The organism is Nocardiopsis sp. iso_40 (genome assembly GCF_056173285.1).
The window spans coordinates 3,339,914-3,362,813 of the sequence record NZ_CM149666.1; the positions used below are offsets into that span (position 1 = coordinate 3,339,914).

General features: G+C 72.3%; 18 protein-coding genes and 2 pseudogenes. 15 read left to right on the forward strand and 5 right to left on the reverse strand.

The window, feature by feature from the left end; translation table 11 throughout:
• Positions 1–60: 60 nt before the first annotated feature.
• Positions 61–747 (forward strand): nucleoside/nucleotide kinase family protein, encoded by a 687-nt coding sequence (locus tag AC0VYD_RS14660; RefSeq protein WP_475476093.1) that lies wholly within the window; start codon positions 61–63, stop codon positions 745–747.
• Positions 748–931: 184 nt separating this feature from the next.
• Positions 932–1,804: a hypothetical protein gene (locus AC0VYD_RS14665; protein ID WP_475476094.1), complete on the forward strand. Its 873-nt coding sequence runs from the start codon at positions 932–934 to the stop codon at positions 1,802–1,804.
• Here the strand turns inward: AC0VYD_RS14665 and AC0VYD_RS14670 are convergent.
• Positions 1,749–3,011: an NAD(P)/FAD-dependent oxidoreductase gene (locus AC0VYD_RS14670; protein WP_475476095.1), complete on the reverse strand. Its 1,263-nt coding sequence runs from the start codon at positions 3,009–3,011 to the stop codon at positions 1,749–1,751. The genes AC0VYD_RS14665 and AC0VYD_RS14670 overlap by 56 nt on opposite strands.
• Positions 3,012–3,242: 231 nt before the next feature.
• Here AC0VYD_RS14670 and AC0VYD_RS14675 point away from each other — a divergent pair, with 231 nt between their 5' ends.
• Together AC0VYD_RS14675 and AC0VYD_RS14680 are read left to right on the forward strand one after the other, a co-directional pair.
• Complete coding sequence (locus AC0VYD_RS14675; RefSeq protein WP_475476096.1) at positions 3,243–4,628, forward strand: FG-GAP repeat domain-containing protein; 1,386 nt, start codon at positions 3,243–3,245, stop codon at positions 4,626–4,628.
• A gap of 235 nt (positions 4,629–4,863) precedes the next feature.
• Positions 4,864–6,636, forward strand: a complete 1,773-nt coding sequence (locus tag AC0VYD_RS14680) for a sensor histidine kinase (protein ID WP_475476097.1) — start codon at positions 4,864–4,866, stop codon at positions 6,634–6,636.
• Between the two features lie 33 nt (positions 6,637–6,669).
• Here AC0VYD_RS14680 and AC0VYD_RS14685 read toward each other — a convergent pair whose 3' ends face one another.
• Positions 6,670–7,326 (reverse strand): response regulator, encoded by a 657-nt coding sequence (locus AC0VYD_RS14685; protein ID WP_475476098.1) that lies wholly within the window; start codon positions 7,324–7,326, stop codon positions 6,670–6,672.
• A gap of 370 nt (positions 7,327–7,696) precedes the next feature.
• On the opposite strand from AC0VYD_RS14685, the gene AC0VYD_RS14690 reads away from it, so the two are divergent.
• Together AC0VYD_RS14690 and AC0VYD_RS14695 are read left to right on the forward strand one after the other, a co-directional pair.
• Positions 7,697–8,266 carry a pyridoxamine 5'-phosphate oxidase family protein gene (locus AC0VYD_RS14690; RefSeq protein WP_475476099.1) on the forward strand — a complete coding sequence of 190 codons (570 nt, stop codon included), beginning with the start codon at positions 7,697–7,699 and terminating at the stop codon, positions 8,264–8,266.
• A 235-nt stretch (positions 8,267–8,501) separates the two neighbouring features.
• Positions 8,502–10,724: a DUF6351 family protein gene (locus tag AC0VYD_RS14695; RefSeq protein ID WP_475476100.1), complete on the forward strand. Its 2,223-nt coding sequence runs from the start codon at positions 8,502–8,504 to the stop codon at positions 10,722–10,724.
• Here the strand turns inward: AC0VYD_RS14695 and AC0VYD_RS14700 are convergent.
• A complete protein-coding gene (locus AC0VYD_RS14700) occupies positions 10,721–11,305 on the reverse strand; it encodes a helix-turn-helix domain-containing protein (protein WP_475476101.1) in 585 nt (194 codons plus the stop codon). The two genes, AC0VYD_RS14695 and AC0VYD_RS14700, sit on opposite strands and share 4 nt — an antisense overlap.
• Before the next feature lie 75 nt (positions 11,306–11,380).
• On the opposite strand from AC0VYD_RS14700, the gene AC0VYD_RS14705 reads away from it, so the two are divergent.
• On the forward strand, positions 11,381–12,667 hold the full coding sequence (locus tag AC0VYD_RS14705; RefSeq protein ID WP_475476102.1) for an MFS transporter: 1,287 nt from the start codon (positions 11,381–11,383) through the stop codon (positions 12,665–12,667).
• A 47-nt stretch (positions 12,668–12,714) separates the two neighbouring features.
• Complete coding sequence (locus tag AC0VYD_RS14710) at positions 12,715–13,497, forward strand: phosphotransferase (RefSeq protein WP_475476103.1); 783 nt, start codon at positions 12,715–12,717, stop codon at positions 13,495–13,497.
• Here the strand turns inward: AC0VYD_RS14710 and AC0VYD_RS14715 are convergent.
• On the reverse strand, positions 13,494–14,204 hold the full coding sequence (locus AC0VYD_RS14715) for a class I SAM-dependent DNA methyltransferase (protein WP_475476104.1): 711 nt from the start codon (positions 14,202–14,204) through the stop codon (positions 13,494–13,496). The two genes, AC0VYD_RS14710 and AC0VYD_RS14715, sit on opposite strands and share 4 nt — an antisense overlap.
• A 456-nt stretch (positions 14,205–14,660) precedes the next feature.
• On the opposite strand from AC0VYD_RS14715, the pseudogene AC0VYD_RS14720 reads away from it, so the two are divergent.
• Both AC0VYD_RS14720 and AC0VYD_RS14725 read left to right on the forward strand, forming a co-directional pair.
• Positions 14,661–14,972 (forward strand): annotated as a pseudogene (locus AC0VYD_RS14720) (rRNA adenine N-6-methyltransferase family protein); the annotation flags it as partial.
• 90 nt (positions 14,973–15,062) lie between these two features.
• Positions 15,063–15,557 carry a hypothetical protein gene (locus AC0VYD_RS14725; RefSeq protein ID WP_475476105.1) on the forward strand — a complete coding sequence of 165 codons (495 nt, stop codon included), beginning with the start codon at positions 15,063–15,065 and terminating at the stop codon, positions 15,555–15,557.
• 6 nt (positions 15,558–15,563) lie between these two features.
• Here the strand turns inward: AC0VYD_RS14725 and treZ are convergent.
• Positions 15,564–17,347: pseudogene (gene treZ / locus AC0VYD_RS14730) on the reverse strand (malto-oligosyltrehalose trehalohydrolase).
• 396 nt (positions 17,348–17,743) lie between these two features.
• On the opposite strand from treZ, the gene AC0VYD_RS14735 reads away from it, so the two are divergent.
• From AC0VYD_RS14735 to AC0VYD_RS14755, 5 genes are all read left to right on the forward strand, one after another.
• Positions 17,744–18,862, forward strand: coding sequence for a radical SAM/SPASM domain-containing protein (locus AC0VYD_RS14735; RefSeq protein WP_475476106.1), 1,119 nt, complete (start codon positions 17,744–17,746; stop codon positions 18,860–18,862).
• 111 nt (positions 18,863–18,973) lie between these two features.
• The gene (locus tag AC0VYD_RS14740; protein ID WP_475476107.1) at positions 18,974–19,948 is read left to right on the forward strand and encodes an SPASM domain-containing protein; all 975 of its coding nucleotides are present in this window, start codon (positions 18,974–18,976) and stop codon (positions 19,946–19,948) included.
• The gene (locus tag AC0VYD_RS14745; protein ID WP_475476108.1) at positions 19,945–20,730 is read left to right on the forward strand and encodes a creatininase family protein; all 786 of its coding nucleotides are present in this window, start codon (positions 19,945–19,947) and stop codon (positions 20,728–20,730) included. Before AC0VYD_RS14740 ends, AC0VYD_RS14745 begins: the two co-directional genes overlap by 4 nt.
• Positions 20,727–21,968: an arylsulfotransferase family protein gene (locus AC0VYD_RS14750; RefSeq protein ID WP_475476109.1), complete on the forward strand. Its 1,242-nt coding sequence runs from the start codon at positions 20,727–20,729 to the stop codon at positions 21,966–21,968. Before AC0VYD_RS14745 ends, AC0VYD_RS14750 begins: the two co-directional genes overlap by 4 nt.
• On the forward strand, positions 21,965–22,894 hold the full coding sequence (locus AC0VYD_RS14755; RefSeq protein WP_475476110.1) for a glycosyltransferase: 930 nt from the start codon (positions 21,965–21,967) through the stop codon (positions 22,892–22,894). The genes AC0VYD_RS14750 and AC0VYD_RS14755 overlap by 4 nt, the downstream gene beginning before the upstream one ends.
• Positions 22,895–22,900 lie beyond the last annotated feature (6 nt).

Consider the following 22,900-nt stretch of genomic DNA (forward strand, 5'->3'; position numbering starts at 1 on the left):
CGGACGCGTGCCGCGCTCGCGACGGGCAGCGTCCACCGAACACGCCCTAGGCTGGGGACCATGCTCGAATCCCTCGTCGCCGACGCCCTCGCCCTGGTGCCGTCGGAGCGTCCCTGCGACGGTCCCGGGCGCGTGGTACTCGGGCTGGCCGGCGCTCCCGCGGCCGGAAAGTCCACCCTGGCCCGTTACCTGGTGCACGCGGTCGACGAACGTTCGGAGCCGGGGACGGCCGGATACCTGCCCATGGACGGGTTCCACCTGTCCAACGCCCAACTGGACCGGTTGGGCCGCCGGGACCGCAAGGGCGCCCCCGACACCTTCGACGCGCACGGCTACCTGGCGATGGTGCGGCGCCTGCTGACCGAGACCGACCATCCGGTCTACGTGCCCGACTACGACCGCAGGCTGCACGAGCCGATCGCCGCCCAGCACGTGGTCGAGCCGCACACCCGGCTGATCGTGACCGAGGGCAACTACCTGGCCAGCGACGAGGAGCCGTGGTCCCGGGTCCGCGGCCTCCTGGGGGAGCTGTGGTACGTCGAGGCCGAGGACCGGGTGCGCGAGCGGCGCCTGCGCCGACGCCAGATGGCGGGCGGCGCGAGCGTGAGCGCCGCCAGGGAGTGGGTCGAGCGCAGCGACCGGCCCAACGGGGAGTTCGTGAAGGGGTCCAGGAACAACTGCACCCGGATCGTCCGGGTCAGCGGGGTCCCCCGGCTCGGGTCCGGGGACCGCTACTCCGCGCGCTGAACTCCGCGCGCTGCCCCTGCTCGGTATCGGACGCGGGACGGGCCGGGGGTCCGCCGATCCCCGGGAACGGAGAACCGTTCCCCCGCGGCACGCGTCTACCCACGTGATGCGGTCGTCGCCCACCGCCGACACCGCGTTCACCCCTGTACCCCGACCGTACTGCCGACCCCCGCGAGGAGTCCCCATGTCCCGCCCCCGCCCGTCCGGTCACCCATGCCTTCCGTCGGCCGGAAGGCTGCCCCTGGTGCTGGGCGCCGCCGCCGTGTCACTGAGCCTGGTCGGCTGCTCCTACCTGCCCGAGAGCCTCGGCGGCTCCGCGGCGGGGGACGGCGCGGAGGAGGACACCGAGGCCGCCGAGCAGACGGAGCAGGCCGCGCACGACCCGGCCGACGCCGAGAGCAGCATCCGCACGGCGGTGGAACACGTCGAGACCGCCGACGACTACGAGACCTTCGTCAGGCTGGAGCACGAGAGCGGCGACCCCTTCAAGACCCGCGGGGGGAGGCAGCGGTACACGAACACCCCCGAGGAGGTCGTGTACTCCCAGTTGGGCGGCGAGGGGATGTTGAACGCCGTGTACTACAGCAACTCCGAGCACACCCTGTGGGCGATCGGCGACGGCCTCCTCGCGGAGGTCGCCGAGCCCGCCCCCGCCGACCGGTTCATGGCCGACCCCGCGGTGGGCGCCGCGGGCCTGTCCCAGATCCTGGCGACCTCCACGGACCTGGTCCACGGCGGCGAGGGCGAGGTCGACCTGGACTACCCGGCGAGGAACGAGGACGGTAGCCACGACTCGGTCCAGGAGACCCTGTCGGCCCACAGCTACAGCGGCACCTTCACCTCCACCGTCCCGGAGTTCGTCGCCTCGGGCGACGCCTACGCCCTCGAACTGGCGGAGTACCCCGGCTCCCCGTTCACCCTGTGGCTGGACGAGGAGGGGGTCCCGGTGCTGTTGGAGCACACCAGCGGCGAGTACACCCACTCGCTCACCTTCGTCAGCATCAACGGGGGTCTGGAGATGACGATGCCCGCTCCCGGCGACCCCGCCAACCCGTGACGGCGGCCGTGCGCCGTGCGCCGTGACGCCTGGCGAAGCGCCGGGCGGACCAGCGGGCCAGCGCCAGGTACTGGTCGGGCCGCCCCTGCCCGCCGTTCAACCCGCCGTAGGCGGAGGCGACGACGAACTCCTTGTACCGGGCGGCCGACCGCCCGGTGAGGACGAGACGGGCCGGGGAGTCGTCGGCGCGTACGAACTGGACGAGTCCGTCGCGACGGCCCAGGCTCACGCACTGGAAGAGGTAACCGTACGGCGGGAGTTCGGGGGTGCGACCGGCCACGCGCGCGGTGACCGCGTCCGCGGCGGTCCACCCCATGGGCAGCCCCATGGCGCAGGACATCCGCTGGGGTCGGCCGCCCACTCCGGGTGCGTGCGCGGCGTCTCCCACCACGTACACGTCGGGGTGGGAGACCGAGCGTTGGAAGCCGTCGACCACGGCGCGGCCCTGCCCGTCCACCGTGAGTCCGGCCGCGGCGGCCAGGCCCGCGACCCCGAAGCCCGCGTTCCAGACCACGAGCTGCGCCCCGAGCCGGGATCCGTCGGCCAGCCGGAGGCCGTCAGCGTCCACCTCGGCCACACGGGCGTGTTCACGGACACCGACCCCCATCCTGCGCAGGACCCGGAGGACGTGGGCGCGGCCGCGCGGACCGGCCCCGTCTGCGGCCCGGCCGCCGGTGACCAGTTCGACGCGCAGGCCGGGGCGGCTCTCGGCGAGTTCGGTGGCCACCTCGAGGCCGGTGAACCCGCCGCCCACAACGGCGACGGTTCGGGGCTCCTCCTCGCGTACCCGCCGTTCCAGGGCGCGGGCGGCCTCCAGCGAGGCCGTGTCGTGGGCGTGTTCGGCGACACCCGGCACCCCGGCCCGCGCGGCGTCGCTGCCGAGGGCGTAGACGAGTGTGTCGTAGCCCAGGTCGCGCTCCCCGCGCCCGGTACGCACCCGGACCGTGCGCCGTCCGGTGTCGAGCTCCTCGACCGCGCCGACGACCAGCTCGATCCCGGTGCCGTCGAGGGAGGCGGCCAGGGGGTGCACGCCGACGTCCTGGCCGACGGCGATCTGGTGGAGCCGGACGCGTTCGACGAAGTGGGGGGCCGCGTTGACCAGGGTGATACGGGCGTCGAGCCGGTCGCGGCGGATGTTACGGGCGGCCCGTCCGGCCGCGGCCAGGCCCGCGTAGCCCGCCCCGAGCACCAGGATCTCGTGTGTCATGGGTTCTTACCTTTCCTTTGGGCGTTCGGTCCACCTGACGGATCGGACGCCCGCAAACGTGACACCGTCGCCGCGAGGGGCCCGGGCACCGTCGCGGCCCTCGGTGCGGTCCGCCGCGCGGAAGCAGGGCACGGAGCGCCCGGCCCGGATCCGGAACACCGCGGCGAGGGGGCCGGGGAGGACCGGAACCCTGGCCCGGTAAACAACCCGGGACGCCGGGGCGTCCTCACCGTGAACGATCCCCCGCTCCGAACCGACCCGGGAGCTCCCATCCGCCGACGAACTGCACTGACCGCAGCCACCCTGCTCCTCGTCACCGCCTGCGGTGCCCCGACCGCCGACCTGGACGAGGCCGGGACCACCAGCGCCGACACCCCCGACACCGCCCCGGCCGCTGACGACCTCAACGGTGACGGCCACCCCGACCTGGCACTCACCGGGCGCTCCGGCGATCCGACGGCCGACGAACGCCACGTGGGGGCGCTGTTCGGCGGCGAGGACGGACTGAACCCCGACCGGAGCCTCACCCTGACCCGTGCCGACCTGGGGCTGCCGGGGGGAGAGGAGCTCGCCCTCCTGGGAACCGGTGATCTGGACGGAGACGGGTACACCGACCTGCTCGTGCGGGCCGGGAGCGGCTTCGTGGTGTGGGGAGGCCCCGACGGGCCCGCCGGGGAGGCGGTGGCACTGCCCTGGCTGCGGACGGACGACCCCGCCGGCATGTACGCGGTGTCCCTGGCCGTCGGTGACCTCGACGGGGACGGCCACACCGACGCCGCCGTCCTCGACCGTCTCCGGGGCGCCGCGATGGACGAGTACGAGGCCGTCTACCACCGGGGCCCCTTCGAACGGGACGGCTCCCCCGCCCGGAGCCGCGACCTGTCGCTGCCCGAGGAAGCCCGGGACGCCGAACTCGCGGTGTTCGACGCCGACGGCGACGCGGCACAGGACCTGCTGCTGGTCCGCAACTACGACGAGTCCCCGGCGCCCCACCTGGTCCTGCGTTCGGGTCCGGACGGCCCGGCCGAGGAGATCCTCGGCGACACCGCGCCCGGCCACGCCCACACGAGCGGTGACTTCGACGCCGACGGCACCGCCGACCTGCTCGTCGGGGTCAGCGGAATCCCCAACAACGAGCCCGGCCACGACGACGAACTGCACCCGGGGCGCGTGGAGGTCTACCCGGGCGCCGACGGGTTCCTGGACGCGGAACCGGTCCGGATCACCCGGGACAGCGAGGGCGTCCCCGGCGAGGCCGCCGACGGGGACGGTTTCGGCAACGGGCTGCTGGTCGGTGACGTCAACGGCGACGGTTACGACGACGCGGCGGTCATGACCGGGCCGTCCCACTCCTACGGGACCGCGACGGTCCTGTTCGGCGGACCCGACGGGCTGACCGGTACGGACGCGGCGGCTTTGCCCGTACCGGACGGGGGAGACCTGGGCCCCTACGGGCACCGGTCGCTGACCGACTACGACGATGACGGGTACGCCGACCTGCTGCTGGACACCGACGGCTGGCTTCCGAACGGCGTCACCACCGGCTACGCGCTGTACCGGGGCGGCCCCGAGGGGCTCGACCCGGAACCGGTGCGGTTCACCACCGGGGAGCCGTAGGCGGGCCGGGGCGCGGGAGCCGGCGCGACCCGACCGGCGGACGGCTCCGGGGGTCGAAGGGCCCTGGTGGGCGGGCCCTTCGGCTCTTACCGACGGCGAAACGGCAGCTGGGAGAAATACCTGTTCAGACCAGGTGAGCTGAGGCACGACCGAGACCCGGAGGCGGCTGGGAGGCCGGGAGAGCCGGCCCTAGACTCGGTTGCAGCCCCGAGACGACAGCCGGAAAGAGTCCCCCATGCGTGAGACAGACGGCGCCCCCGACAACCTCCCCGGCCAGGACCGGCTGTCGCTGCCCCAGGTGCGCCTGGACGACCTCCTCGACGAGGTCCGGTCGCGGATGAGCGAGATCTCCCAGACCCAGGAACGCATCCGTACGCTTCTGGAGGCCGTCGTCTCCATCGGCGAGGGACTCGAACTGGAACCCCTGCTGCTGCGGATCACCGAGACCGCCACCCGGCTGGTGAAGGCGCGCTACGGGGCGCTGGGGGTGATCGGCCCCGACGGGAACATGAGCCGGTTCGTCCCCGTGGGCCTGGAACAGCACGAGATCGCCCGTATCGACCACTGGCCCAAGGGCGAGGGCATCCTCGGGCTGCTCATCAAGGAGCCCGAGCCCCTGCGCCTGAAGGACGTGCGCGACCACCCCGAGTCGCGCGGTTTCCCCGAGGGCCATCCGCCGATGCACACCTTCCTCGGGGTGCCCATCCGTATCCGCGACCAGGTCTTCGGCAACCTGTACATGACCGACAAGACCGACGGCGCGGAGTTCACCGGCGACGACGAACTGCTGCTGCGGGCACTGGCCACGGCCGCGGGCACCGCCATCGAGAACGCGCAGCTCTTCGCGCAGACCCAGAGCCGGGAGACCTGGCTGGACGCCTCCGGGCAGATCACCACGCGACTGCTGTCGGGCGCCGCGCCCGAGGAGGTCCTGCGACTGGTCGCACGGCGGGCCCGGGTGATGGCACAGGCCGACATCGCCGTGATCGCCATGCCCGGCGAAGAGCCCGAGACGCTCACCGTGCGGGTGTGGGACGGCCCCGAGGACCAGTGCCGGTCCCTGGCCGCGGGGGCGCGGGGCGCCACCCTGAACCGGGCGGCCGAGACCCTGCTCGGCCGCGTCTACCTGAGCGGGACCCCGGTGCGGACCGACGTGGCCTCGTTCGAGCACCTCGGGGTCGGTTTCCTGACCCGTATGGGGGTGGGCCCGGTCCTGGTGCTTCCCTTCGGCCCGCCCGACGGGGCCCGCGGTGTGCTGGTGCTCGGCCGGGACAGGGGACGGGAGCCCTTCCAGAACGTCTGGCTGAACATGCTGTCCTCGTTCGCGGACCAGGCCGCGGTCGCCCTGGAACTGGCCGAGGCCCGGCTGGACTCCGAACGGCTGAGCGTCCTGGAGGACCGCGACCGGATCGCCCGGGACCTGCACGACACGGTCATCCAGCGTCTGTACGCCACGGCCATCACGCTGATGGGCACCGTGCGGCGGATCGACGACTCCACCTCGGCCAAACGTGTGCAGGGCGCCGTCGACGACCTGGACGACACCATCAGACAGATCCGGTCCACGATCTTCGCCCTGCAGAGCTCCGCCGAGGACGGCTCCTCGTGGCTGCGCTCCCAGGTGTCGGAGGTGGTCAGCACCGCCGCCCAGACCCTGGGGTTCGCACCGCGCCTGCTCACCCAGGGGCCCGTCGACAACGCGGTGGACGAGCGGGCGGGCGAACACCTGGTCGCCGTGCTGCGCGAGCTGCTGTCCAACGCCGCCCGTCACTCCGGGGCCACCTCGGTGGACGTGGAGGTGTCGGTCGGTGACGGCTCCGTGGTCCTGCGGGTGTCCGACAACGGTCGCGGCGTCCCGGAGGGTGTGGCCCGCAGCGGGCTGCGCAACACCGCCTCCCGCGCCGAGGAGCTGGGCGGGACCATGGCGGTGGCCACCGGCCCGGACCAGGGCACCGCGGTCGAGTGGTCGGTGCCGGTACGGTACTCCGCCGGGAACGAACCCGCGTAGTCCCCCGGAGCGCTCGGGCGCCGGGGCGAGGACTCAGGAGGTCTGGTCCATGGACAGGCGCACGGCGTAGGCGGCCGCCTGGGTGCGGCGGGCCATCCCGAGCTTGGCCAGGACGCGGGACACGTAGTTCTTCACGGTTTTCTCGGCCAGGTACATCCTGGCGCCGATCTCGCGGTTGGTCAGCCCCTCGCCGATCAGTTCCAGGACGCGTCGTTCCTGTTCGGTGAGCTCGCTCAACGGGTCCTTGCGCCCGGCCTCCTCCCGCAGCCGTCTGAGCATGCGCGAGGTGGACTCGGGGTCGAGGAGGGAACGGCCCTGGGCGACCGTGCGGACGGCGCCGACCAGGTCGGTGCCGTGGATCTGCTTCAGGATGTAACCGGAGGCCCCCGCCATGACCGCGCCGTAGAGCGCCTCGTCGTCGGAGTAGGACGTGAGCATGAGCATGCGGGTGTCGGGAAGCACCGAGCGGATGTCCCGGCAGACCGTGACGCCGTCCCCGTCGGGGAGGCGGACGTCGAGCACGACCACGTCGGGTTCGAGCGCGGGCACCCTGGCCAGGGCCTGCGCGGCGGTCCCGGCCTCTCCGACCACCTCGATGCCGTCCTCGTCGTCGAGGAGTGATCCGACCCCTCGTCGGACGATCTCGTGGTCGTCCACCAGGAACACCCTGATCGTCGTGTTGCCGCCCATGAGGCGCGCACCTCCTCAGCACTGGATGTGGTGACCTGAGGCGGCCCGACCGCCCCGGGTCGTGGGTCAGCCCGTCGCCCCGTCCCCGTTGTGGGACACCTTCGGACGGGCCGCGGTTCGGCTGCGGGCCGGGTACGGGCCGCAGGGCCGCCGCTGTGCGCCTTCACGGTGCCCCTCCACCCTAGCCAGCGGTGATCGCTCCCAGAGGAGGCGAACGTCCCTTTCCGTTTGAGGCGAGTGTCCCGGCGGGTAGTGCGCATAAAGGACCTTCGCCGTCGACCGGAGGACTCGCGGTCCCTGTCTTCGGGGCTGTGACCGGCGATGATGGCGGGGTCAGCAACAGTGGGCACCAATCTTCGGGGGGCTTGTGATGGTTGGGACGAGCGGTGCCGGTGCGTCGGAGCAGGGACGGAGTTGGGTCGCGGGGGCGAGTTCGCCCCCGGAACCGCGGGAGGCCTCCGACCAGTTCGAGGGCACCGAACACCTCACGGAGGGCGACCGGCTGCTGGCCGGTGCCGACCTGGCCGACGACGACCGGTCGCGCTTCACCGTCCTGGAGCGCCAGACCTGCTTCAACCTGATGGCCACACGCAGTATCGGCCGGGTGGCCTTCACCATCGACGGGGACGCCGCGCCGACCGTGCTTCCCGTCAACTACGTCCTGCTCAACGACACCGTCGTGTTCCGCTCCACGCTGGCCGGGACGATCATGCGGTACGGGCGGGGGTACGCGGCCTTCCAGGTCGACCACTTCGACGAGGAGCACCACGAGGGCTGGAGCGTTTTGGCCTCCGGGAGGTGCCGCTGGGTCCGTGACACCGGTGAACTGGAGCGCATCCCCCAGGGCCGTATGCCCCAGCCCTGGGCCGAGGGCCCGCGCGACCAGGTCCTGAAGATCACCCCCGGGAGGGTGACCGGGCGGGAGGTCAGCCGCCCCTGAGGTGTTCCGGGGGTTCAGGTGGCCCCGTCCCCGATATGGGTATCGGTGGCGGCATGGGAGTGCAAAGCCCGCCCCACGGCCGGTGTGCCTTCGGTCCCCGCCCGTGTCACGCGGCGACCATCGCCCAGTGCGAGCGCGGTCAGAACTGCCAGCCGGGCCCCCGGTCCGCCCCGGGAGCGGGCACGCCTGCGCGCGCCGGTGGGATCCGGTCTTCCGGGGGCGCCCGGTGAGGCCGGTGTCGGGCCGTGCGGCCCTGGGTGCGGGCTCAGCGGTCGTCGCCGCCCTCCTCACCGTCTCGGGCCCGCCTCTGGCCCACCACGCCACGGCGTTGACGCTGCCGCCGTCGGCGGCCCCCGCCCAGCCGCCGGGCGGGGGTGACCCCGACGAGCTGCGGATAAGCGTGCTGTCCACACGTGCGGACACCGTTACCGGCGGTGCCGCGCTGGTGCGGGTGGAGCTGCCCGAACCGGTCGAACCCCACCGGGTCCGGCTGTGGGCGGGCGGCACCGACGTCACCGACGCCCTCCGCCCCGTGCACCTGCCCGGGGGCGGGCAGGTGCTGGAGGGGGTGGTGCCGGGGCTGCCCGAGGGGAGAACCGTCCTGGTCGCCTCCGCCGCGGGCGGGGACTCCCCCGACCCGGCCAGCACCGTCGTCACCGCTCATCCGGCGGCGGGCCCGGTGTTCTCCGGTCCGCACCAGGACCCGTTCGTCTGCCGGACCGGGGACTTCACGCTCGCCTGGGGCGGCGACCTGGGCGTACCGCTCGACGAGGACTGCTCGGTGGAGACCGTGGTGGGGTACGTGTACCGCACCACGGGCGGAGAGTTCGCCCCGCTGCCCGAGGGCGGCGGTCTGCCCTCCGACGTCGCCCGCACCACCACGTCCAGCGGTGCGCAGGTGCCGTACACGGTGCGGGTGGAGACCGGGACCGCCAACCGTGCCGTGTACGAGACCGCCGTCCTGCACGACCCGCGTACCCCCGGCCCTGATCCGTGGACCGCCCCCGAGGGCTGGAACCGGCGCCTGGTGTACAAGTTCGGCGGGGGGTGCCCGGGCGGTTGGTTCGTCCAGGGCGACCGCACCGCCGGGGTGGTGGACCACGGCATGCTCTCCCGGGGGTACGCGGTGGCGTCCGCCTCGCTGAACGTGTTCGGCAACAACTGCGACGACCTGCTGGCCGCCGAGACCATGAGCGCGGTCAAGGAGCGGTTCGTCCTCGCCTACGGGGCCCCCGACCACACCCTGGGCTGGGGCAACTCCGGCGGCGCTTACCAGTCGCACCAGATCGGTGACAACTACCCGGGGCTGCTCGACGGGATCGTGGTCTCGCAGAGCTACCCCGACGTCGGTTTCTCGACCGTGCCCGCGGTCACCGACGCGCTCCTGCTGCACTCCTACGCCGAGAGGCACCCCGGCGCGCTCACCCGGGAGCAGCAGCGCGCGGTGTCCGGCTTCGGGACCTGGGATGGCATCGGCGCGATGGCTGACGCGGCGGCCCGGATCGACCCCCGGGGCGTGTGCCCCGAGGCGCTGCCAGCCGAGGAGCGCTACCACCCCGGTGACAACCCCGACGGAGCGCGTTGCGACGTGTTCTCACACGCCCGCAACGTCTACGGCACCCGGCCGGACACCGGTCTGCCGCGCCGTCCGCTGGACAACGTGGGGATCCAGTACGGTCTGGCCGCGCTGCTCGACGGCGGTATCGGTGTCGACGAGTTCCTGCACCTGAACGAGCACGTGGGCGGGTTCGACGGGGACGGTGCCGTGGTCCCCGAGCGCACGGTGGGCGATCCGGTCGCGGTCCGGGCCGCCTACGAGAGCGGGCGGCTGCTCCACGGGGGCGGCGGGCTGGCCGACATCCCGATCGTCGACCACCGCCCCTACCAGGACGACGCGGCGGGCGGCGACATCCACATGCGCTACCACTCCTTCAGCACCCGCGAACGGCTGCTGGCCGCCAACGGCACGGCCGACAACCACGTGATGCTGGTGGAGGACCACTACCGCGGGGTGTTCTCCGCGGACCAGCCGGTGGCCGGACGCGCCCTGACCGAACTCGACGCGTGGGTGGGCGCGGCCGCCGAACACGCCCGCGCCCACCCGGGCGGGTCCGCGGCGGAGCACCTGGACGCCACCCGTCCGGAATGGCTGTCGGACTCCTGCTGGATCGGCGGCGAACGGGTGGTGGCCCCGCAGCTGCCGCTGCCGGAGGGGCGGGGCGACCGCTGCGCGGACGCCTTCCCCACCCACTCCTCCCCGAGGATCGCCGCGGGCGGCCCCCTGGCCTCCGACGTCGTCAGGTGCCGCCTGGTCCCGTTCGACGAGGAGGCGCATCCGGCCGAGTTCGACGAGGAGCAGGCCGAGCGTGCCCGGGAGGTCTTCGCCGAGGGGGTGTGCGACTGGTCGCGGCCGGGCGAGGGCCAGCGGCCACCGAGGGGGACGTGGCAGTTCTTCTAGCTCTCCGGGTCCCTCCCGGGCTCCTCGTCCGAGGGGCGGTGCAGGACGAACGCCCCGCCGTAGACGGGTCGGTCCAGACGCTGGTCCTCGGTGGCCACGTACTCGTCGAGGACGGCGAGGATGCGCCGGTCGAGCTCGGCGAGGTCCTCGTCGGACAGGTGGAGGGCGAAGCGGGAGAAGCTGCGCACCGCGGCCGGGCCCGCCTCGTCGAGCTCCTGGGTGAAGGCGGTGACCGGTGAGGTCCTCTGCTCCTCCGGCAGGCCCTCGAGGGGACCGTCCAGCCACCAGCTCTCCCCGGTGGCCCGGTAGGGCTTCTCCAGCGCCCCGGCGGCGCCCGTACGCACCGGGGCCGCGACGAGCAGACCGGCGTCGACCAGGGTGCGCACGTGGTGCAGAACCGTGCCCGGGTTGGTGTCGAGCCGGTCGGCGAGCTGTCGGTTGGTGAGCTCACGCGTCAGGCACAGGCGCAGGATGCGCAGGCGCAACGGGTGGCCCAGGGCCTTGGCCTCGCATGCGGTGGCCGGTCGCCGCCTGCGGCGGAGATCCGGTGGTTCGGGATGCTCGGCGGACGGTTCTGCCATGGGGGTCAGCGTAGCCGATCGATTGGCAACCACAAATTGATTGAATTATCCCAATCGATCTGTCAATCTCAATTGATGGTCGACGACAACGGGCGCCCACCCGAAACCCTCCCCGCCGACACCCTCCCGACCACCGCCCCCGGCCCCCTGGGCGGCTCCTTCCGACAGCTGTGGACCTCCTCCGGGCTGTCCAACCTGGCCGACGGCGTCCTGAAGGTCGTCCTGCCCCTGGCGGCCCTGCGCTTCACCGACTCCCCCCTGCTCGTCGCGGGGGTCACCGCGGCCCTGGGCCTGCCGTGGCTCCTGTGCGCCCTGCCCGCCGGGGCCCTGGCCGACCGGACCGACCGCCGACGGGCGATGCTCGGCGCCAACCTGGTACGCGGCGGCCTGGTCCTCGCCCTGGCGGCGGCACTGGTACTCGACCTCGGTTCGATCTGGCTGCTCTACGCGGCAGCGTTCCTGATCGGTACCACCGAGACCGTGTACGACACCTCGGCACAGTCGATCCTGCCCCAGATGGTCCACCGGGACCGGCTCTCCCGGGCCAACGGGCGGCTGTACGCGGTGGAGCTGACCACCAACCAGTTCGTCGGCCCGCCCCTGGGCGGCGCGCTGGTGGCGTTGAGCGCGGCCCTGGCCCTGCTCACCCCCGCGGCCCTGTGGATCACGGCCGCGGGCGTGCTCCTCCTGGTGCGCGGACGGTTCAGGGTCGAGCGCACCGGGCCGTCCGCCGGCATGCGCGCGGACATCGCCGAAGGACTGCGGTTCCTCTGGTCGCACGGGCTCCTGCGCTCCTTCGCCGCCATGGTCGGCGCCTCCAACTTCGCCACCAGCGCCGCGTTCGCGGTCCTCGTGCTGTACGCGGTGGGCCCTGGCTCCCCCATGGGGCTCTCCGAGCCCGCCTTCGGTGTCCTGTTGACCGCCACCGCGGTGGGCAGCCTGCTGGGCTCCTTCGCTGCCGAGTGGTGCGAGCGCGCGGTGGGCCGGGCCCGGTCGCTGTGGCTGTGCGTCCCCCTGTTCGCCCTGCTGGTGGGGGTTCCCGGGATGACCGCCGACGCATGGCTGGTGGGTCTGGGCTTCTTCCTCGGAGGACTGGGAATCACCGTGTGGAACGTGATCACGGTGTCCCTGCGCCAACGCGTGACCCCCGACGCGCTGCTGGGCCGGGTCAACAGCGTGTACCGGCTGCTGGCCTGGGGCACCATGCCGTTGGGCGCTGCGGCGGGCGGCCTGATCGCCGAGTTCCTCGGACTGCGGGCGGTCTTCCTCGGCATGGGGCTGCTCGTGCTCGTCCTGCTGGTCCCCCTGCTGCGGATCAGCGACGCGACCCTGGAGGCCGCCGAGCGGGAGCTCCGGCCCTGAGGGGAAACCGGTGGACGTCACGGGCCCGCCCGGCGAGGATGGGGCCCGTGACACACTCCGAGAACGACGTCGAGGTCCTGGAAGGCGGGAACGTCTCCGACGGTGTCCTGCGCATCGGCGGAACCGTGCGCAAACCCTGGCTTGCCTCCTCCCCCGCGGTGACCTCGCTGCTGCGCCACCTGAGCGGGTTCCCGGGCGCACCGGAGACCTACGGCGAACAGCCCGAGGGCTACCAGCGGCTGGCCTACGTCCCCGGCACCCTGGCCGACCGGATGCCGCCGATGACCGCCGACCAGCTCCGCGAACTGGGTTCGATGATCCGTCGGCTGCACGACCTCACCGCCGACCACCGGCCCCGCGAGGACGCACGGTGGCTCAGCGTCTTCCCGCCGGAGGAGCCCGAGGTGATCTGCCACAACGACCTCGCCCCGTGGAACCTGGTGCGCAGCCCCGACGAGGACGGCCGGACCGAGTCCTGGTGCTTCATCGACTGGGACGGCGCCGGACCGGGAAGCCGGATGGGCGACCTCGGTTACGCCGCGCACGGGTTCGTCCCCCTGCACGAGGGCGGCGACCCCGGGGCCGACGGCCGGCGGCTGCGGGCCCTGGCCGACGGCTACGGCTGCGGTGGAGCCCAGCGCCACGAACTGCCCGGCGCCGCACTGCGCCGGGTACGCGGCATGTTCGACGTCCTGGAGGAGGGGGCCCGCACCGGAACGCAGCCCTGGGCGCGACTGCACGCCGAGGGGCACGCCGAGCACTGGGGGGCGGCCGCCGCCTACGTCGAACGCCACCGGGAGCTGTGGACCGGGATGCTGACCTCGCCCTAACCCGTCGCGGGCCCGGCAGCCCACACGAACGCGGCCGAGATCGGGTAGCCGCGGAAGCGTTCCCACTTGGGCTTGGCCGCCACCCAGCCGTCGTCCACGACCGCCTCGTTCAGCTCCTCCAGACGCCACCCGCTGGCCAGGGCCGCGCGTACGTGGTCGCCGAGCAGGTGCACGTGGGTGGTGATGGCGACCTCCTCTCCCGCGTCGTCGGTGAAGTGGGTGGGCATACCCGAGGCCATGATGAACTGCGGGTGGTAGGCGACCAGCACACAGCGCCCGCCCGGCCTGGCCAGCCGCTGGGCTTCGGCGTAGAACGGCGCGAGGTCGGGCAGGTGTTCGTCGATGAGCGAGGCGATGACCAGGTCGTAGGCGCTGTCCGGCAGGTCGGTCGCCCGGACGTCGCCCTGGGTGAGGGTGTCGTGGGCGCCCCGCCTCCGGGCCAGGGCGAGCATCCCGGCGCTGAGGTCGACGCCGTCCACGTGTTCCACGCCCCGGCCCCGGAGCCAGGCTCCGGTGCGTCCGGTACCACAGCCCAGGTCCGCGGCGCTGCGGACCTGGGACCAGACCGGGGCGGTGAGCCCGTCGAGGAGGGCGATGTCCATGGCGTCGAGCACCGAGTCCTCGTAGGTGCTGGACCACCCGTCATAACCGGTGGTCACGTCGACGGTGCGGTAGTGGCGGGTGTCGAAGTCGGCGAAGTCAGGCATGGGGCCGAGTATCGCGCGGCCGGGTGCGCGCACGCGACCGGGTTTCCCGGTCGCCCGGAAAACCTGTTGCCTCCACGGACGCCGCTTCCCTAGCGTGGTCCCCATGGCAGCTTTCCAGGCGATCACCGAGGGCCCGAACACCTGGCCCGTGATCGCTCACGTCCACACCCGGCTCCGGTCCGTCCCCCTGGACCGGTAACAGGCCCCCTCCGAGCGCACCGCCGTTTCCGCACCGTTTTCCCGGGTGCGACGTCGGCGGTGCCAGGGGTTGCACGGACGCGTATCGGTCCAGGTTCCGCCGACGTCCCCTTCCCTTGGGACGGGCGGGCACGGACCTTCGTGCCGCCCGTCCGCGTCAGCCGAACAGACCACGCGTGGCACGCAACCCTCATCGAACCCGCCCTGGCGACACCTCCGCCCGGCGGCGCCTGTACCAGAACTTCCTCGCCGACCCCGGCCGGTCGGATCAGCCGGGACCGTTTCCGCCCGGTACCCCGGGTGGACGCCGGTGTACTGGTACTGCGCAGGCGCACCGACCCCTTGGTGCCCCGGGAACGCGAAGACGAGTACCGGCGCATGGTCGAACTCGGCTTCGGCGGGGCGGGCGGGTCGCTCGCCGCGTCGCTGCGCCGGGCGTATCCGGCACGGCGGGTGGGGGCCGCCCTCCGCACGTCCGGGATCGCCCCGGGCGCGCCGGTCGGGGCGGTCTCCCCGGACCAGTGGGTGGGGGTGTTCCGGATGCTGGCCGGTCGGGGCCCCTTCGCCTAGCGTGTGTTCATGCGACGAATCCTCCCCTGCGTCATGACTCTGCCGCTCCTCCTCGCCGCCGGGTGCGGTCCTGCGGACCAGGAGGTGTCCGTGTCCCCGTCTGCCGCCGACGAGACCTCCACCGACGCGGGGACCGCGCAGCAGAGCCCGCCGGAGGCAGCGGACGAAGGGGCCAGGGAAAGCCCGCCGGAGGGCACCGAGGCGCCGGCCACGGCCGAGTACCCCTTCGGTGAGGGCGCCGCCTTCCCCCACCCGGTGGGCGCCTACGAGTGGGAGTTCGAGGGCGAGGATGACGTCGTCTACACGGTGGACGACGTCCTCCTCGGCGCTCCCGGACGGGTGGAGTTCACCCTGACCGTGGAGGTGCCACAACTGGGCCGGGTCTTCGGTACCGGCAACCTGGAGGTGCGGTGCTCCCACAACGGGCAGACGGTTTCCGCGACCACCGGGGCGCGGCTCGGCGAGCTGGAGGCCGGGACCCACAGCACGGACATGGTCTGCGAGTTCCCGGAGTCACCGGACAGCGTGCTGGTCTCCGTGGTCAACGGCGAGGACGAGGTGGACTTCCGGGGCCCGGTGCGGTAACCCGGCTCACACCCTCAGGACCGCGAAGAACTCGCCCGGCACGTCGACGGTGGCCCCGCGGACCCCGGGGTGGCCGTTGGCGAGTAGCAACTCCCGGGGGGCGGCGTCCAACTCCACCCGGGCCGGGGCCGCGCCGAGGTTGCAGACCAGGCGCAGGGAGCCGCGGTGCAACACGAGCCTGCGGCCGTCCTCGCTGGCCGTGACGGCGAACCGGTCCAACCTCGGATCGCAGAGTTCGGGTTCGGACCTGCGCAGGGCGATCAGGGCACGGTAGGTGTCCAGGACCAACCGCCGGGGTTCGTGTTCGGGTTCGGACCAGTCCAGGACCGCGCTGTCCCTGGTGGCCGGGTCCATGGGGTCGGGGATGTCCTCCGGTGCCCAGCCCAGCGCGGCGAACTCCCGGCGGCGGCCCCTGCGCACACCCTCGACCAAACCGGGATCGGTGAACGAGGCGAAGAACGGCCAGGGCGTGGTGGCCCCCCACTCCTCCCCCATGAAGATCATCGGGGTGTAGGGCGAGCAGAGCACGAGGGCCGCACCGCAGGTGAGCAGTCCTGGTGAGAGGTGCTCGCCCATCCGGTCGCCGCGGGCGCGGTTGCCGACCTGGTCGTGGGTGCTGAGGTAGCCGAGGAAACGGCTGGCGGGCACCCGGGAGGTGTCGACCCTGGCGCCGTGCCTCCTGCCCCGGAAGGCAGAGGGGGTTTCGTCGTGCCAGAAGACACGGCGGAGCGTCTCGGCGAGGACCTGGGGCCCGTCGAAGTCGGCGTAGTAGCCGTGTCGTTCTCCGGTGAGGGCGACGTGCAGCGCGTGGTGGAGGTCGTCCGACCACTGGGCGGTCATGCCCAGTCCGCCCGCTTCCAGCGGTAGTACCGTGCGCGGATCGTTGCGGTCGGACTCGGCGACGAGCGAGAGGGGGCGGCCGAGCCCGGTGGCCAGGGCGTCGACCTCCGCGGAGAGCTCGGCGAGGATCGGGACGGCCCGGTCGTCGCGCAGGGCGTGCACCGCGTCCAGTCGCAGCCCGTCCAGATGGTAGTGACGCAGCCAGTCCAGGGCACCGCCGATGACCAGTTGCCGCACGGAGTCGGACCCGGGGCCGTCCAGGTTGAGCGAGGGGCCCCAGTCGTTCTCCCCGGAGAAGTAGGGCCCGAAGCGGGGAAGGTAGGCGCCGGACGGGCCGAGGTGGTTGTAGACCACGTCCAGCAGAACAGCCAGCCCGTTGCGGTGGCAGGCCTCGACGAACCCCTTCAGTGCGTCCGGCCCCCCGTAGGGCTGGTGCACGGCCGACCACAGGACCCCGTCGTAACCCCAGCCGTGCGTACCGTCGAAGGCGTTGAGCGGCATGAGTTCGACGTGCGTGACCCCGAGGTCGACCAGGTGGCCGAGCCGGCCGACAGCAGCGGTGAGCGTGCCCTGCGGGGTGAAGGTGCCGACGTGGAGTTCGTAGATCACGGCTCCGGCGAGCGGACGCCCGGTCCAGTCGTCGTCAACCCACACATGGCTGCCGTGGTCGTAGACCCGGCTGGGGGCGTGCACCCCGTCCGGCTGCCACAGGGAGCGCGGGTCCGGGAGGGGCTGCGGATCCTCGTCCAGAAGATAGGCGTAGTCCGACCCCGGGCCGGCCCCTCCACCCGGGCGTGCCACCACCCTCGGTCGTCACCTCTCATGGAGTGATCGGTACCGTCAACACGCACACGCACACGCTGGGCTCCGGGGGCCCAGACGGAGAAGTCCCCGTGGACGCCGAGACCGGGGGTGACAGGCAGGGTGGGCTCCGTGGCCAGTTCGTTCACGGCTGTGTGCCTACCCCGTGCGGGCCCGGACCCAACCCCGAAAGCAGCCGTGATCAGCTCGTTCGGCGGTACCCGGGGCAGCGTCCCCTGCTGGCCCGACTGACCACATGTGGCCAGTGATGACGCACCTTCAGCGATCACGGAGGGCTTGTTGAACTGCGGTTATCGCTGCCGAGGCGGGCCCGTGGGGCTCCCGCGGGGCCCGGAGGAGTGGTGACAGGCCCAAGCGTGTTCCCTAGGATCCGTTGTGCCCATCTGGTCTATACCGGTCGAGGCATGTTGCGGCACTCGTGAAACCGGTACTAGGAGCACACCATCCTCCCGCTACCCCCACTTCTCCAGACCTCCCCCTACCTGAGCACCCTGGAACCGGGCTCCCCAGCACCGGTGCGCTATTTGACCGACACCTTCGGACCCACCCACCCGGCCCAGGAACCGCCGCCGGCCGACACCGCCTTCGGGATCGTGGGGCTCGACCGGGACGTAACCTGGCACCCGAAAGCCCTGATGAGGGACCTGCTCCTTCACTGTGCCCCCGCGGCGGTCCCGTCATCGACGGTGTCGGCCCGCTTCGGGGCCGAGCTGGTGGAGGAGGCGGTCCGCCGGGACTGGCTCCAGGCTCCTGACGCCCTCTGCCGCGACTACCACCTGCGCAGCGGCGAAATCGAGGTCACCGCGCACTGCAACTGGGGCTGCGACTTCTGCCCGGTCTCCACCGACCCCAAACCGCGGCAGACCATGCCCATGGACCTCTTCGAGGAGATCACCCGGAAGTTGGCCGGCCTGGGCACAGTCGAGTACGTCACCTTCCACTTCTTCAACGAGCCCACCCTGGACAAACACTTCAACGAACGCCTGGAGGTCCTGGCCGGGCACGGGCTACCGCTTGCCCTCTACACCAACGCGAGCGGGCTCAACGAGAACAAGATCGAGGCGCTGCGGCACCACGGCGTGCTCCGGCACCTGATCGTCAACCTGCCCACAGCCGACGAGACCCGGTTCGCGGAGCTGACCCGTTCACGGACCCACTCCCGCACCATGGCCAACCTGGAGAGGGCCCTCGACGCGGGTTTCCCCGTCCAGATCGTGGTGAACGGTGTCGGTGAGGCGCGCGACCGGGACCTCCTCGACCTCCGGGAGCGCTACCAGCCCCTCGGTGCCGAGGTGGTGCCCGCCATGACCTGCGACCGGGCCGGAGACGTCGGAGGCGAGTACCGGCAGGACGTCCGGGTCCGGGGCCGGCTCACCGGCTGCGGTTGGCCCCTGGCGCACGGCAACTTCAGTGTTCGGGGCGATCTCTTCCTCTGCTGCAACGACTACTACCAGCGCGAGGTGTTCGGAAACGTCCGGCACGGTTCCCTGGACGAGATCATGCGCGGCGACAGGGCGGTCGCGCTGCGCCGGAAGGTGTTCGGGGTGGCCGAGGCCGCCGACGACTTCATCTGTCGCAGGTGCCACAACCAGACCCTGGACTTCACCGGTCGCGAGTTTCGGCCCATCGCGACCTTCGGCTAGGGCCGGACCCCGGCGACCGCCCCCGCGGCGTTCCGCGCGTCTCGCCCCCCCACTCCGCCGCCCCGCCGTCGGACGGGGCCCGGACACCCCCCAACACTCCCAGGAGGACGTGTGCCCGAAACCCCAGAGCCACCGCTCCGCGTCTGGTACGTCGCGGGTCAGCGCCTGTGCAACTTCGACTGCCCCTACTGCGTCTCCGTCGGGGACTGGTCCAAGAGCCGCCGGACCAACTGGAAGACACCCAAGGACCTCCAGGACTTCCGGACCATCGTGCGCTGGATCGGCACCAGGCCCCACGAGGTCTCCGTCCGGCTCGGCAGCCTGGGCGAACCCTTCGCCTCCCCGGACTTCCTGGACGAGGCGGGGTGGCTCACCCTCAGGCCCGAGGTCAGATTCGTGGAACTGCTGTCCAACGCATCCCTGTTGGCCCGGCGGCTGCCCCGGATGGCGGACAGCGCCAACCTGGGCAAGCTCTCCCTCTGGCTCACCTACCACGACGGTGAGATCGACCTGGACCGCTTCTTCCACAACGCGCGGGTCGCGCAGGACGACTTCGGCTGCTTCACCGTCGTCAACGTCCTGCTCTTTCCCGACAACGGGGCCCTGGTGGAGCGTTTCGTCGAGCGGGCCCGCGACTACGGGATGCGCTACAACGTCGATCTGGGCTACGATCCCGCGCTCCCCTCCGAGTCCCCTGAGAACCTCCGCCCCGATCAGGCGGTACCGGTCCTGGGTACGACCGACGTCCTGCACCGGGTCGGATGCCTGGGCGGAGACACCGATCTGACCAAGGTCGCGCTCAGGGCCCTGCGCGCGCCCCGGGGGCTCCCGTGCAGTGCCGGACACGACCACATCTTCATCGGAATCGACGGCGAGGTCTACCCCTGCTCCCGCTATCACGTCCTGGAACACCAGCGCATGGGCAACGTCCTGGAGCCGGGCTTCCGCCTGGAACGGCGCGCGAAGCGCTGGGCCCCGTGCGCGGCGGAGCACAGCTGCTGCAACAAGGAGGACTTCCTGAACCTCGAACCGGCGAAACGCCTGCGCCCCGAGAACGTGCCGAGCCTGGGGTGGACGGACGCGTGAACACCAGTAGCCAGCCCCTCCACCTGCAGGCCATGACCTGGACGGACCTGCGGGACCGGGCGAGCACCTCCCTCGCCGTCCTGCCCGTCGGCGCCGTGGAACCCCACGGACCGCACCTGCCCCTGACCTCGGACACCCTCATCAGCGAGTACTTCGCCCGGGAACTCGCCGAGCGGGTCCGGGCCTACGTCCTGCCCTCCCTCGGGTACGGGGTGTCCACGCCGCCCTTCCGCCTCGGCGGTCACTTCCCCGGGGTCCTCGCCCTGTCGGGGGCCACCTTCACCGCTCTGGTCGAGGACCTGCTCGGAGGGGTCCGCGGACACGGCACCCGGGACGTCGTCGTGGTCAACTCCGCGATCGACAACACCTCCTTCCTGTACGAGGCGGCGCGGCGGCACCACGAACGCCACCCGGACACCCGGATCATGATCGTGAGCTGGTGGGACGTGGTCGGTGAGGAGTTCCGCGACTCCCTCGCCGAGGAGACGGGAGTGGGCCGTCACGACGACCACCACGCGGCGATGGTCGAATCCAGCCTGGTCGCGCACGCGGCCCCGGACCTGGTCCGTCTCGAACTGGCCGAGGGGTCCCCCGATCACGGGACCCGGCGGATCGCCTACCACATGCTGCCCCTGCCACAGGGGTGCGCCACGGAGAGCGGCGTCGTCTACCGGGCGGACCTGGCCAGCGCGAAGATCGGTGCCCGTGTGGCCGACCAGGTCACCCGGAACCTCGTCCTGGCCGTGCGCGAGGAGTTCGGTGCGCAGGGCGGCGAACGGTGAACCGGCACCTTCTCTTCTCCCCCTCGGCCACCTACCCGACGCCCGTCGCCTACCTGGTGGACCACACGGGGCGCGTGGTCCACACCTGGAGCAGCGGCGAGGGCCAACCCGACGCGGCCGACGACCCGCCCAGCTACCTGCGCGGGTGGAACCACGTCGAGATGGGACCCGACGGCAGCCTGTACGCGCTGGTGCCCCTGCACGCCCTCCTGCGTCTGGGCCCCGACGGCGACCCGGTCTGGTGTCGGGAGCTCCCCGTCCACCACGACCTCGACGTCGACGCCCGGGGGCGGGTGCACGTCCTCACCGAGCGGCCCCGCAGGACCGGGGACGACGTCGGTGAGGGGCCCCGCGTCGTTCTAGACAACACCGTCGCCGTCCTGGACCCGCAGGGGCGGGTCATCGAGGAACACTCCCTCTACGACCTGCTCACCTCGGACCCGGAGCTGCGCCCGTTCGTCCAGAACCTGCACGAACGAAGGTGGCGGGCCTTCGAGGACAGCGGGTGGACCCCCGCCTGCGGGCGGGAGTCCGCCCTGGTCGGACGGGCCGAGTTCCGGGGACCGACGAGGGACGCGCTGCGCTTCCTGCGGGACCTGCCGGGATCGCCCGCCGACGTCCTGCACGCCAACACCGTCGAACTGCTGGAGGAGCACCCCTCGGGCCTGTGGAGCGAGGGTGACGTCCTGCTCTCCTTCCGGGATCTCGACCTGGTCGTGGTCGCGGACCTGGCCGCCCGGCGCATCCGCTGGTGGTGGGGCCCGGGGACCCTGTCCGGGCAGCACCAGCCCACCGCCCTCGGCCGCGGAACCGTACTCCTGCTCGACAACGGCAGGTCAAGGGGGTACTCACGGGTGCTGGAGTGCGACCCGGCCACCGGAGGGATCGTGTGGCAGTACACCGCGGACCCGCCCGAGGAGTTCTTCACCGAGGTCGCCGGCGGGTGCGAGGCCTCGGGGGCCGACCGGGTGCTGGTCACCGACTCCCAGGCCGGACGCGCCTTCGAGGTCGACCGCGCCGGACACGTGCTCTGGGAGATGCACGTGTCCTCGCCGAGCACCACCGCCCGGCGCTCACGCGCATCTGTCTACCGGATCTCCCTCCCCCCGGAGGAAGGGGTCCGGGCCCTGTCGGAAGGGGCCGGGGCCCGGGCTCGCACCGCTCATCGGCCGAGGGTCGCCCACGTCGGCGCGCCTTGGGGCGCGGCAGAGGCAGAAGCAGAGAGGACGCAACCGTGATCAGCGTCATCATCCCCACGCGGGACCGCCCGGGGCCGCTGCAACGCTGCCTGCGCAGCCTGCGGCGCCAGGAACTGCCCGGGGACGGGATCGAGGTGGTCGTCGTCAACGACGGGGGCGTCTCACCTCGCCCGGTCGTGGACGGGTGGAAGGGCGAGCTCACCGTCAACCTGATCGAGCTGAGGGAGCGGCGGGGGGTGTCGGCCGCGCGCAACACCGCGATCGACGCCGCCCAGGGCGAGTACGTCGCCTTCCTGGACGACGACGACGTCTTCCTGCCCCGCCACCTGCGCCTCGCCTCGGGCGCCCTGTCCGAGGCGGACGGGCCCGCCTTGGCCTACGGGAACGCCCTGGTCAGCGACGTCTGGTTGGAGGCGGTGCCCCGGAACACCCGTGGGATGCCCCGTAAGGGAGGGGCCTTCGACCCCGGTTTCCTGATGGTCGCCAACCACCTGCACACCGGTTCCGTCGTCGCCGCCAACTTCTCCGACCTGCCCGTCCGGTTCGACGAGGAGCTGGACCACTGCGAGGACTGGGACCTGTGGCTCTCCCTGAGCGAAGCCTTCCACGGCAGGTTCCTGAACCTGGGAGAGGTCACCTCGATCTACCACCAGGTGACCGCGTTCGAAGGCGCGGTGGCCAACGCCTACCAGAGCACACCCACCGCGTTCACCCTGGCCCGGAGGCACGTCTACCGGAAACGGCCGACCCCTGACCCGCGCGTCCTGGCCTACCGGGAGTGGCTCACCCGCTTCGACCAGCGCCTGGACGCCCTCATCGGTGCCGGGGTGAAGCCGCCCCGGCACATCTTCGACGGGGCCCTCGGGCTGATGGCACCGGCCTTCGCGCGGGGCCTTCCCCCCGGCGAGGACTGGCTCGACGACCTCTTCGACACCGGCCGACCCGCCCCGTTCCCCTTCCCGTGAGGCACA